We start from the raw sequence: 12,761 nt of genomic DNA, 5'->3' as shown, positions 1-12,761 counted from the left end.
GAACGTCATTAAGAAAAAAGCTAAAACGTATTAGTAAATATAGGGAAGAAATTTAAATATAACGGATTGACCAGCTGTTTTTCACAAGATGGTTACAAAAAAAAAGCGAATAGACCTCATCGCTCCCAAATAAAATTAGCCATAAGGTATTGTCTCTTTCAAGCCAATAACCTTACGGCTAATTTTCAAACCAGAGAGTCTCTTGTCGCTAACAACCTCAACGAACTGTTGTCAATTTTTTGTGTTTACTGTGGTAGTTCCAAAAGCCTAAATTCACTTATTTGGAAATTTGATCCAGAGGATACCGCTTTTAAAACATACCTATAATAGCTATAGGGTTTTGCGTTCGTAAAAGAGAAATTAACCGACTTTCTTCTATCTGCTGAAGTAGTACCAAAGCTATAGCCTGTGACCGTGCTTAATGTTACCCAAGTTTCTCCATTGTCGGATGCCTGTATTTCCCAATCTTTCGGATCTCTTTCCGGAGCATCATTTCCGGTTGTTATGGTATAACCATTGATCGTTTGGGGTTGATAGAATGCAAACTGCCAATACATACCGGGCTGATATCCACCGATAAAAAGTTTTGTCGTAATGTTGTTGTCGATTAATTTTTTCGAACCTTCGCCAGCATCAGGACCACTGGAATTGTCCTGAGAGATTCGAAAAGTATTGTCAATATTTGTCCAGTCTTTTACAATTCCCAGATCTGTCAGCATCTTGGTAATAACGATCTGCGAACCTTTCGGAGTTTTAACACGAAGTTGATAGGTCTCGAATTTACCGACTTCAATAGAAATATCTGCTTTTGCCTTATCGGAAACTTGCTCATACTTATCTTTATCCGTCATCTTTGACCAAGTGACTGCCTGTACTGCAATGTCGCTGTCGTATGCCAAAATCAGTTTACCAGTTCCATTCTTTGTCGCATTGAAACGAATTAATTTTTCAGCATCAATTTTGATAACTTCTTCACGTTGCGCCCAATCTCCATTCTCGTTGAGGACTTTAAGTTTGACGGTAAAATTACCCGTATTTAAAAAGGTATGTTGTGGCGAAACGTTTGACGAGGTGCTGTCATCGCCAAAACTCCAGCGCGTTTCGCTATAATCCGTTGACTGATTTGTAAATTCAAAAGTAAAAGGATCATCCTTGGCAACCTGTTTTGTAGAGAAAGCTGACACCGGATTGGGTAGCTGAGGTTTTTCAACTACTACTACTTCCTTTTCTTTACTGCAACCTAGACAGGTAAACAGTAAAAGAATATAAAAACTGTATTTTACTAATTTCATCTTCATAAATTCATCGTTGTAATACCATGTGTTGCCTTCCATCTATAAAAATTCAATCATCCTCCATTCAGAACATTGAAATAAGCTACTTCCAACATTTTCTGTAATATTTAGACGATAAAATTTGTAAATACCCGGCTTTTGGACATTAAATCTTCGTGTCTGAATTCTATTCGGGAAACTCTCATTTGTTCGTGTGTCAATCGTAACCCAGTTCTTACCATCTAACGATCCCTCAAGAAACCAGCTTTTTGGGTCACGCTCGATCGCATCATTTCCGGATGTAAGTGTATATGCCCCAATTTTCAGCGTTCGCGTGAACGTCAGTGTACACTGCAGATCGCCCGTAAATGCACTTTGCAAAAATTTGGTACTCGTGAGGTCGTCCACAAATTTTAAGCTACCTTCACCCGCACTTGCACCACCATTATTATCCCGGTTTACCGATAGTGTTGCTTCTCCGGTTACATCAAATTCAACGACTTTTGCGCAATCAATTAAAATCGTGGTATAATTCTTCTGAGGATTGATTACATGCAAGGACGGATCCTTTAAATAGATCGTTACAGCGAGAAACTTCTCTTTATTTTTGGTAATAACATCCCAAGGAACCGATATATTGAATGCCGCTGCAGACTTATTACCTAATACTTGCACGCGTGAAGGAAGCGCATACTCATTATTCTGCAAACCGATCGTATTCTCGGGTACTTTCTTATTCGTTATCCAAGTTGCAATTGAATCAGTTGTACCCCGCACTTCAACATAAAAAAATTTACTTGGAAAGGATGCTAACGAAACGCCGATTGGTATCTCGATTCCTGAAGGTGTAGTATTGTAATTGTTATGATCGCTTGCTAAAATAATATTGCCAGGTGAATTTGTTATCGAAAGATAATGGATATCTGTTGCTGTCAGCAGATTCTTTGAGTCCATCGTTACAATTACGCTACTGGGATTTCCCAGCTGATTACCTTTTCCAGGATTGGATAATTTATAGGACAACGCAAACTTTTTACCGTAAACACGTTCGATCTCTGTTCGCGAAATCGTTAATAAAAAAGAGGTGGTATCTGCACCATATTGAAATTTCACAATATTCGGAAAAGAAAATGCCGAATTGGGGAGTGTAACCACCTCTTTTAGTGTTCCTGATTGGATTAATTTATTCACCGTATCGGTATTCAATTGAAGTTCAACATCAAAGGTCTTTGACGCAGGACTACTCAATTTTACTTTCATCGGAACCTGTACATAATCATTTGTTTTGATCAGATCATTGCCTCCACCTTCAGCGATAACTTGAGCGGGAGCACCCTCCCGTAAATTAAATACCTCTAAATTATCTTTTGAACAAGCCAACAATTGACTTAAGAACAAAATGATCGTTATATAATAAAATAGTCTTTTCATAATTCGCTTTTTTAAGATTATTTATCAACCCAAACTCGTCCATCTAACTGCCAATTCTCCTGTCGCGCAATTTGCAACCAGCTAAATATCTGGGCGGTTATATCAGTGTTTTTCGGTACTAACGTACTTATTGTTTCAACAGACGGAGCGCAAAGAAAATCATTCAGCTTAGAAATTTCATACGTGGAATTGCCCATCTTTAAGGTATTTCCATAAGGCCCATCGTCATAAAGTACACCATCAGTAACCGTTCCCACAATAGGCCAATTGGCCGCAAGATTCGGATAATAGGGATGTTCTTCACTTACTCCAACCTGACAATTATACTGCGTAATGACGGCCAAAGGCAAGGCTACTTTCCAAAATCGTACATCAGCCAGGTAGTAATCACCTTGGTTCCAACTGCTTCCGCCGTTTAAAAGCCCCAGCCTAAATTTAGCTGGACTACTAATCGTTCCCCACGAACTTATGTCCATCTCATTTCCCGGGAGACCGTTTGTATAGGTTTTCACAATGCGTTTACCTTCACTTGTCAGGGCTCCGACTATAGTCACATTATTCCAAGTTGCGTTGTTCAATTTAGGACCATTTACCTCACCACTTCCGTTCGGACCGCGCCCGTTGAACATCCAATAATCATCTTTAAAAGCCATGATCCATCCATTTGTTGGTGCACCTGATTCCCATTTCTCGCGTTTGCCGATAAAAGATGGATAATTGGGAAATTTGTATGTATTATTTGGCCCTTTATTCTTCTTAACTTTTAATTCAATGGTAAATTCTTCCTTATCACCAAGATCGAAAACAGGATTATCACCTTCGGTTAACTCGGCGTAGACACCGCCTTTAAATCTTAGAAAATCTCCCGAAAAGCGACTGCCCAAGTAAGGTTTATTGATATACCTTGAATTATATTTAGGTGAGTAAAAGATAGTGAAGGTATTCACATTTGGATTACTAAAAATTGTATTGTCATTCTGCGCAGGAGGAATTTCAAAAGGTCCTCCTTTACTCGAAGTAATGATAACCAGCCAGTTCTCTTTTTTAAAAGCTGGGCGTTGCACCAAGGCCTGAATAACTTCCCCTACCTGCTTATCGAAATTTTCTATGGCGGATTTATAAACAGCGCTGCTATTGTCATAGGCGCTGGCCTTTCCAGCCTTATCAACCGCTGTGAAATGGGCAGTCAACAAGGTTAATTCCGGTTGCTTTAACCCTTCCTTAACACTATTGACAACCTCCTCGTCGGTACTCTCCAACTTAGCTACCGCAACAGGAGCAAGATTTTCAACAAATAGTTTAGAACTGCTATAGACTTTGAATTCAGGGTTCTTCATATTTGCAGCGACCCTTGTATAGACTGTTGGAAAGGTCTGAAAATTATTGTTCTTAAAATTATCACCAATGACCAAATGTTTATTTTGGTTCACCCCAGTGATAATACTGGCTAGATCGGCGCCCATAGCAGTTGCATCGTCATGCTCCTCGCTTAACGAAACCCAGGAATAAATCGAATGGTTGAGCAATCCATTCATCGTTGGAATATTTGCCGTCCGGACAGACTCTCCCCTTGCTCCGTCCACGATGAGCATGAGTACTTTTGGCTTGCCATATACTAGGTCAACGGTATCTTGTTGCCCCTCATTATCAGGCAACAGGCGTCCGAATTCATCATTACAGGATATGGAAATTGATAATATAATCAAAGACATTAGCCAGCGGCCTATATTTTTAAAATTAGCTTGAGATCTCATCAGTTTAAAATTTAAGTTACTGTTCCAATTTAATCCGAATCAGATTATGTACTTCTTCATTATTAAACCGGCTAAAAAAGCCCATTAAAAGTAATGCGCGTTTACCATCCTCTGTTTTTGTCTCAACAACTTTATTGATATAACCAGAGAAATAACCAGAAGTATTATAATCTCCATTCAATTCACCGTTCGGATTCAGGATCATAAAACCATTTCGGGCAATATTACTATAACGCGAAAAATCTCCAGAAACTACGATTAAACCGTCATTCAATTGCATCGCATAGAAAGGGTTTCCACCATCAAAGGTCTTCGCCTGAAACGTTGGGTCCACTGTTCCATTTGGATTCAACATGATAACTTTTATTGCCGATACTCCGTTATATTTACTGAAGTTTCCAACGACTATGTATTTATTTGTTACACTATTGTAAGTAACCGAGGAGACATTGTAGTCGGCTCCAACACCACCGGGGTTAAATGTGGCGTCCAATGTTCCATCAGCATTCAATCGGGTGATATATCCTTTGGGTTGTCCGTCGAACCTGTTGAAAGAACCATACACTAGAATTTTGCCTTTCAAGGGGCCATTCGTATGAAAGACCGTGGCTACGGTCCCATTTCCACCAGCCATTGCTTTGCCGTCTGACCCAAATCTAAAGGACTTATCCAACGAGCCGTCTAAATTCAACCGGGCAATATGTCTGATTTCTGTACTATCCAAGATAATTGTGTCCCTAGTTTCAAGCCGGTTGGGCTTATCATAGGTCCGGCGGATATAATATCTAAAATTGCCTGTTGCTAAAATTTTCCCCTCCGATTCGTAAATATTACCAATATTACCATCAAACCCTCCGTTAAATGTCGGATAATACTTCAACGTATCACTTTGCCCTGGACGTCTAAACGGTTTAATGCCCATCGTATCGATAGCGCCAGTGGTATAAATTCGCGTTAGATTGCTGATATCTGAGTTTCGCTGTCCATACCCCGAAAAAGAACCTGCTAAAAAATAATAATTCCCTAATTTTAAGATGCTGTTTAGCGAGTTATTTGCCCCGGTACCTATGCGAAAGCTTGCATCATAGGTTCCATCTGCAAACGTCCTGACAAGACGGTTAATTGGCCGTATCGATCCTTTATTATTATAATTTGTAAAAGATCCCGTAAAGATCATTTTACCATCTTCCAAAAAAAGAACATCAGAAACGGTATTATTTGTTCCAACCCCCACTTGAAAAGTTTGATCGATTGATACATTTCCTAAAACCGTAAATTGTGGCCCGAAAAAGACAATATCGTCAATGGCAACAGAAAGCACTCCTGTACTGGCAAAAGGTGGAACTTTCAGCTTTACATAATCTGCCGTTAGCTCGACAACCTGTGCTTTTTCGCCGTTAAATCGAATGATAGCCTTATCTTTATACTTATCCAAGCCTTTAATTCGCATGATGGTCTCGACTCCTGTTTTACCCGATTCGGGTTGCATTTTATCGGTTGGATTAATTTCTATACCCAATGGCGGAAGCCCCTCCTCGTATGGAGCTGAAAACATCTTATTATTCTTATTACAACCCCAAAAAAGAGCAATAAAGAACAATAGGGATGTATATTTCCAAATCGTATTGTACATAACTTTCATAATTTAAATTACAACTGCTTATTGCTATTAACGCTTACTTTCTAATATATCTAACAGAATATCACTCTGATTGAACCCAAACTGCGCTTTGGTATAATCAATTACATGGACAACCCCATTATCCGGCTGGATATCTGATGAGGCAACGGGACATGAACGCCAGTCGTTTGGCCTACTGATATCTGGAATGTATGAAATATACAATTGTCTATACCCCATATATTTCAACCGGGTAATATTGTTCTTGTCAGAGTCATTTATGGCGTCGTTATAGACAACACCTATGTTAGAAACTGTATTTGCAAATGAGGTGTAATTTTGGCCTTTATAGACATTTAGCAAATCAAAATCAATCTGAGGATAATCCATTAATTTTCGCTTATTATTGAACATATAACGCAATAAATATTTACGCCAAATAGCACTATCTACGTCTGCCAATGTTTTGATGGTATCGCGTCCCAAATCATAAAGCAGCCAGTTCACGCTAGATTGATTGCCGGGCACATTTGACTTAGCTTGACCGATCATCTTCTTTATATTCTCATCTCTAGGGGCAAAAAAAGTAAATTCCTTGGTCTTAAAATCTTCTTCTAAACCTGCCAACCTAATAATTTTGGCAATCGAATCAAATTCCCGCGGTTTGGAATCCAGATAATCCATAATAGAACCATCAAATTTTGCCTGTGCCAATCCACCATCTTTATAATATGCATCCTTTTTGCATGATACTATGGTAAAAAGTAACATCGTTAGCAACGCATATCCTATTATCTTAGCTTTTCTCATAATAAACTGATTTAATTTCCTCCTGTCCAATAATCGTTCAACACGATCTTTGAATTAAAATTTTTGGCCGAAGCATCCAAAGGCCAGGTCCATGCACGACGATTATACTGGTCAATTGTCATGGGATTCATGGTCCATTGTGGATTGAGTATCCTTCGCGTCCGGATCAGATCAAAATATCTCACCCCTTCTCCGATCAATTCACGACAACGCTCTTCGAAAATAAAATTCTTAAGATCAGTACCGCCACCGGCATAGCGTGGAGCTTCAGCTCGATCTCGAACTATATTAAGCACTGAGATTGCCTCGGACTCGCGCGCACCACCTAAATTAGCCAAGGCCTCAGCCTCTAATAACAACGCATCAGCATAACGAAAGATCATAAATGTATTGTCTGGATTAGAGTCTTCATTTCCTGACGCAAAGACATTGGCTGCAAATTTCTTTAAAACAAATGATCCATCATTCGCATACATATCCTCATACCAGAGTTCCTTTCGCTTGTCTGCAGGACCATTCAGCGGATAAATGCGATACATAAAAATGGAGGAATAATAGGCAATACTGAATTGCTGATTGTAACGGGGAAATTTATATGGCCAACGTAAAAAATGATCCCACAAAGGTGCGTAGGCATTATTCTGATCATTATAATTGATTGTTCGGTAAAATTCAAACAGTGATTCTTCCGTGCGTCCTTTTGAGACTTTAGCCCATTCCTCCGGGGTGAGTTTGTACAAATGATGCACACCACTCGCACGCAGCTCCTTTCCAAGGCTCGCTACACTTTCGTAATATTTCGTGGCATTAGCCGAGTCAAAATTCGCATTCCACATCTTCATATGCATCAACAGCGCGATAATGCTTCCTCGGCTTGCCCGCGCACCACGCTGTGAGGCTTCTCCAAATGTCCATGGCATCATATCTTTAACAGATTCCAAGTCGGCGATACTTTTACTAATAACAGAAACCATATCCTCACGTGGGAGTTGCTTTGCGAAATATGCATCCGTATAGTAAACCACATCGCCATACAAACGTACCATCCAGAAGTAACTTAGACAACGCATAAAAGTAGCTTCTGCTTTATAGCGGTCTTTATCTGCAGCAGATAACCCAGAGATTCCCTCATCCAATTTGGCTATTAAAATATTACAGCTCTGAATCACTTTATAATAGGTATCCCAGATAGAGACCTGATACATGGCATAACCACTTGACCGACCACCACTTAATGTATTGTTATACACTGCATTCATATCATTTGTCCCCAAATCGCGAAGTATCATACGATTAGTTCCGGATGTAGGAGAGGGAAAAATTTCTCCCGACCTCGCCTCGCCAATTGCACCAATTACCCATGACTCGTTCAGTTTTTCGAAAAACTGGCTATAAATACGCGCTATATTTGATTCTACATCTTCTTTAGACTGATAGAAATTGTTACCCGTAAGTCTATCGATCGGCTCCACGGTCAAAAATTTCTTACAGCCCATCATGACAGTTGTACATAGACATATGACAACCGCTATTCTTCCTATATTTCTTTTTGTTTTCATCCTACAGATCAATTAAAAATCAATATTAACACCAACATTATATTGTCTAGGCACCGGATATCCTCCGGAAGCGTCTCTTCCCATTGTGCTTACATTTTCGGGATTGGGCCCGCTGTACTTTGATAATGTCGTTATATTGTCAGCTGAAACATATACCCTTAAACGCTCAAGTCCATATCTTCTAACTGCATTTTTCGTAAACATGTAAGAGAGCGTCACACTATTTAACTTAAAGTAAGATCCATCTTCAGCCCATAAATCTTGGTCCATCCGAAACGGATTAACGCTTGAATACCTTCTGAAATCATAAGCATAAGGATACTTTGCAATATCGCCGGGTTTCATCCACATATTAATATCATCTAAAGGAACTACAGTCCTATCCCCATAGGGATCGCTCATCAATTGCAATCGCTCTGCAAGGGCATTGTTCAAGATGGTACGTTTTGCTGTATAGGATGCATATAAGTTCAAACCGAAAGATCCGAGGGTTTCATGATTGTAATTAAAATTCAATTGCATACCCCCGGTTATCAAAGGTTGAGAATTTCCCGTACGGGCATAGTCATTTTCATCTAAAACATAGTTACCATCTAAATCTGCAAAAATTGGATCCCCAGCCTGAAATTCAGTACCATTGGCCATTCGATAACGTCGTCCGGTCGCCGGATCAACAGGTACATCTGCATCCGTACTGTAAACACCCTGATTTAATAACATGTAATTGGACATTGTTGAGGTTCCAACCCTGAAAACAACATGTTGCTTATATTTATCAATGTTTTCCCAACGAACAAATTGGCCTCCATAATGCTCAGGCAGCTTTAACAAAACATCTCGGTTGTAGGCACCGTTTACCCCTATTGACATCGTAAAACGACCTTCGGTCCAAGGCCTTAACATCATTGATAATTCATGTCCATAATTGGCAATCGCAGCTGAGTTACTATTTACTTTTTCAAATCCCAACGAAGAGGAAAGTCGTTCTTCAAATAAAATATTGTTTACTTTCTTATAATACGTGTCATAAGTCAATTCAAACCTATTTTGGAAAAAAGCGAGGTCTAACCCCAGGTTGTATTGACTTGTTGTTGTCGGTTTTAGATCAGGATTGGGAATTTGCTCATAATTAATTCCGATACCAATCTTATCATTGTAGCTTCCTGAAATATCATATTTTCCATAAACGCGCTCTAAAGTACTATTAGGCATTACATTTACCCCCCAGCTAGTCCGAAGGGAAAGCAAATTAATCCAGTCTACGTCCCTCAGAAAATTCTCATGATAGGCATTCCATCGAAGACCAACAGCAGGGTTTTTTGTATAAAGATTTCCAAATCCATTCTGCGAAGACCCGTCCATTCTATAAGAAAGATCGACCACATATTTCTTCATGTAATCATACGTCCCCGCAATGGCAAAAGATAAGCCTCTTTCCTTTCCAAAACCACGACGCAATAATCCCCCACCCTTGGAAAAATAGCCATCAAATCCGAGAGGGCCTTCAAATTGATCATTTGGCGTACGGGCCTGCAAGGTAGCATTCGCCTGTTTATCCAAGGTCCGAACCTCATTAAATAGATTGAAAAATACCGTATGGCTTTCATTAAAAGTATGGCTATAATTGATGGAGTTCCTATTATACAGGGAATTGTAACGGCCATAATAAGCATACACCTGTGCAAATTGACCATTTGCTGCCGCCGGGGTAAATGTATTTTCATTATCAGAAGTAGATTCGTAACTCATTGTTGTCGTTGCCCGCAAGCCTGGAACAATTTCATAGGAAGCTTCAATGAAAGGTTTGATCGATTTAGATGAATTATCATTTCTAGTCTTCAATGCTGAATTATATCCTGAAGATGCCAGATAAAAAGATGGGCCCGGTAACAACGTTGAGGCCATCCCATTTGTTGCCACCCCAGATTGTAAAATCCCTAAGCCATTGCCTTTACTTTTTGATCCAAGGGAAGCGCTTACCTGTGCCGTAAACTTAAATTTCTCATTGGGATAATATTCAAATCGCATATTGGTCATGTAGCGATCAAAACCCGTATTTTTGATAATACCATTTTCATTATAATAATTTAGGTTCGCTTTGTAGTTTAATTTCTGATTCCCACCATCAATCGCCACATTGTGGGTCTGGTTGTAGGTTGTCGCATAAAACAGGTCCTGCCAATTGGTAGAATTATTGTAATAAGGGTTCAAACTATCCGATAGCATGGGGGTTTGTGAAATTCGGTCGAGGTCATCCTGCGACAATGCATTTCCATAGATCTGCAATAGCTTTAGACGACGCTCTAGATTACCCCCCAAAGTTGGACGCAACTGAGGCGGTGTTTTCAGGAAGAAATTGCCCGTATACCTCACCCTGGGAACCTCGGAGTTCCCCCGTTTCGTATTGATAATAATTACGCCGTATGCAGCCAACGATCCGTACAACGATGTTGCTTGCGCATCTTTAAGCACCTCGATACTTTCGATATCCTCAGGTGGGATTAATGATAGTGGGCTGATGCCTGGCCCTTGCTGGCTTAATCCGAGTTCATTGGCTCTATCTGCATCCATTGGGACGCCATCAATGACATACAAGGGTGAAGTGGGTGTTAGAAATGACTGATCACCGCTACCCGTAACACTGATAGTCGAAAGCCCACGGATTTGAGTAGACCCTCTAAAACCGGGTGCTCCGGTATTTACCTGTATATTAAGACCCGCAACCTTACCCTGAAGTAAATTTTCTACGTTCGCCGATGGAATATCCTGGATTTCTTTTCCACTGATCTTAGTCGAGGATCCAGTAGTCGTCTCTCTCGGGCGCTTTACATAGCCCCTAACAACAACTTCATCCATTTGATTATCGATCTCTTTTAATTGAACGATTACATTTCGGTCTGACCGCACCGTCATAGTGGCTCCATCATAACCAATTAATCGAAAGGCAACCGAAGTGCCTGTTGCTGTCGTTAAGCTAAATGCTCCGGACGAATTTGTCGAGGTCGCCTCTTTTCCAGATTTGCCAAAACGTACTGTAACACCCGCCAATGGCCTTCCTTTGTTATCTGTTACCTTACCCGACATAATGACTGTCTGCGCAAAAACCTTCGCCGAAAGAAACACACACAATATCAACAGCATGCAGCTGTTATAAAATATCTTAAATTGCATAGCTATTTCAATTATTCATTATCAAATCGTGGATTCTCCCTTTGAAAATGGAAAACAATCTCCCAATCCCCCTTAGTAAAAATTTTAAAGTTCAACCCAAAATTGGCTGTAATTAGACCTCCACCGAATCCCTTTCTGGAGTAGGAAAAATCGACCTTTGCGCTATTTCCATTTGTATACTTTGTTGGAAAACTTGTTAGAGGAATTGGATAAGCTACATCATATTGCACATAAGTAGCCGTTTTTTTCATGTTAAAGCCATGCACCAGTTCGTTCCACTTTGTTTCATTAAAACTATCCGGATTAATGGGCTCACCCTTATTGTTTAAAAAGACAAAGCGTAAATTATGTCCATTCCCTCCGGTAAATCTGCGGATATAGACGACTAGGTCTTTAAACTGATCATCCGTGCGTAATAACTGATTTGACAATTCCCCATAAACCCCATTCATATAAGAAGGCCAGATATAACTTTTCTTTTTTGGATTTTTAGGATCATTTGGATCTGGAGCAGTTTCACCATTATAGGGGTTTTTATCCGAATAAGGTTCATAATCCTGAACACGCCAAGGGAGAATCATAAAATCTTTAATTACGGTGTAACCACCAGAATTAGAGACCTTTAAATCAAAATACCGAATATTCTGCACCAGATCTATACTGTCTTTAGAACGCGGCTCTATCAGCTCATTTGTCGATGAATTCCACAAAATAAAACTACCCGTAGAGTCAACCTCAAAAAGAGGTCGAAACACTAGCTGACGCTTGGCCTCAATTTCTTCCAGGTTCTTTTCAGTACCATCATAGCGGTAAATCCAACGGTAGACAGGTTTGACTTCGAAAAGATCGGTATAAGGTCGCCCATCGCCATAACGGGGGTTAACAATTTCAAAACGCAGCGGTGTGGTCGAATGATCGGTATTAATATTCCCCATCAGCGTAGTTCTTCCCAAGATGGGATAAAAAGATTTTCCGTCGTAAGTCAAGTTGACACTTAAAAATTCCTTTTCATCCGGCAAATTGTAAAGCTTTTTACATCCATTTAAGCAGACGCACATCAAGATGAGCAGGCCCAAGTTGCATGTCTTATTTAGTGTATTGAATTTTCTAGCAATTTTCATGTCCATACATTCTTAAATTG

At 39.9% G+C, this 12,761-nt stretch carries 8 protein-coding genes; all 8 read right to left on the bottom strand.

Annotated features, from left to right (window positions below):
* Positions 1–245: 245 nt before the first annotated feature.
* The 8 genes from B3E00_RS10710 to B3E00_RS10675 are packed head-to-tail and all read right to left on the bottom strand — an operon-like array spanning position 246 to position 12,741.
* Positions 246–1,334 (bottom strand): PKD domain-containing protein, encoded by a 1,089-nt coding sequence (locus B3E00_RS10710; protein WP_293938391.1) that lies wholly within the window; start codon positions 1,332–1,334, stop codon positions 246–248.
* Positions 1,335–2,705: a discoidin domain-containing protein gene (locus B3E00_RS10705; RefSeq protein WP_293938390.1), complete on the bottom strand. Its 1,371-nt coding sequence runs from the start codon at positions 2,703–2,705 to the stop codon at positions 1,335–1,337.
* A 17-nt stretch (positions 2,706–2,722) separates the two neighbouring features.
* The gene (locus B3E00_RS10700; RefSeq protein ID WP_293938389.1) at positions 2,723–4,459 is read right to left on the bottom strand and encodes a DUF4983 domain-containing protein; all 1,737 of its coding nucleotides are present in this window, start codon (positions 4,457–4,459) and stop codon (positions 2,723–2,725) included.
* 16 nt (positions 4,460–4,475) lie between these two features.
* Positions 4,476–6,092: a DUF5008 domain-containing protein gene (locus B3E00_RS10695; RefSeq protein WP_293938388.1), complete on the bottom strand. Its 1,617-nt coding sequence runs from the start codon at positions 6,090–6,092 to the stop codon at positions 4,476–4,478.
* 36 nt (positions 6,093–6,128) lie between these two features.
* Positions 6,129–6,890: a fasciclin domain-containing protein gene (locus tag B3E00_RS10690; RefSeq protein WP_293938387.1), complete on the bottom strand. Its 762-nt coding sequence runs from the start codon at positions 6,888–6,890 to the stop codon at positions 6,129–6,131.
* Positions 6,891–6,901: 11 nt separating this feature from the next.
* A complete protein-coding gene (locus tag B3E00_RS10685; protein ID WP_293938386.1) occupies positions 6,902–8,449 on the bottom strand; it encodes a RagB/SusD family nutrient uptake outer membrane protein in 1,548 nt (515 codons plus the stop codon).
* 12 nt (positions 8,450–8,461) lie between these two features.
* Positions 8,462–11,620, bottom strand: coding sequence for a SusC/RagA family TonB-linked outer membrane protein (locus B3E00_RS10680; protein WP_293938385.1), 3,159 nt, complete (start codon positions 11,618–11,620; stop codon positions 8,462–8,464).
* An 11-nt stretch (positions 11,621–11,631) separates the two neighbouring features.
* Positions 11,632–12,741: a DUF5007 domain-containing protein gene (locus B3E00_RS10675; RefSeq protein ID WP_293938384.1), complete on the bottom strand. Its 1,110-nt coding sequence runs from the start codon at positions 12,739–12,741 to the stop codon at positions 11,632–11,634.
* Positions 12,742–12,761: the final 20 nt, after the last annotated feature.

Origin of the sequence: Sphingobacterium sp. UBA5996 (assembly GCF_002429765.1) — a bacterium.
GTDB lineage: Bacteria > Bacteroidota > Bacteroidia > Sphingobacteriales > Sphingobacteriaceae > Sphingobacterium.
Note: the sequence above shows the minus strand (reverse complement) of the source record. Positions and strands in the feature narration are given on the sequence as shown.

Excerpts from the sequence above, each read along its gene's own strand:
- B3E00_RS10695 (WP_293938388.1), bottom strand. The coding sequence starts at position 6,092 with ATGTACAATACGATTTGGAAATATACATCCCTATTGTTCTTTATTGCT.
- B3E00_RS10675 (WP_293938384.1), bottom strand. The coding sequence starts at position 12,741 with ATGAAAATTGCTAGAAAATTCAATACACTAAATAAGACATGCAACTTG.
- B3E00_RS10700 (WP_293938389.1), bottom strand. The coding sequence starts at position 4,459 with ATGAGATCTCAAGCTAATTTTAAAAATATAGGCCGCTGGCTAATGTCT.
- B3E00_RS10710 (WP_293938391.1), bottom strand. The coding sequence starts at position 1,334 with ATGGAAGGCAACACATGGTATTACAACGATGAATTTATGAAGATGAAA.
- B3E00_RS10685 (WP_293938386.1), bottom strand. The coding sequence starts at position 8,449 with ATGAAAACAAAAAGAAATATAGGAAGAATAGCGGTTGTCATATGTCTA.
- B3E00_RS10690 (WP_293938387.1), bottom strand. The coding sequence starts at position 6,890 with ATGAGAAAAGCTAAGATAATAGGATATGCGTTGCTAACGATGTTACTT.
- B3E00_RS10680 (WP_293938385.1), bottom strand. The coding sequence starts at position 11,620 with ATGCAATTTAAGATATTTTATAACAGCTGCATGCTGTTGATATTGTGT.
- B3E00_RS10705 (WP_293938390.1), bottom strand. The coding sequence starts at position 2,705 with ATGAAAAGACTATTTTATTATATAACGATCATTTTGTTCTTAAGTCAA.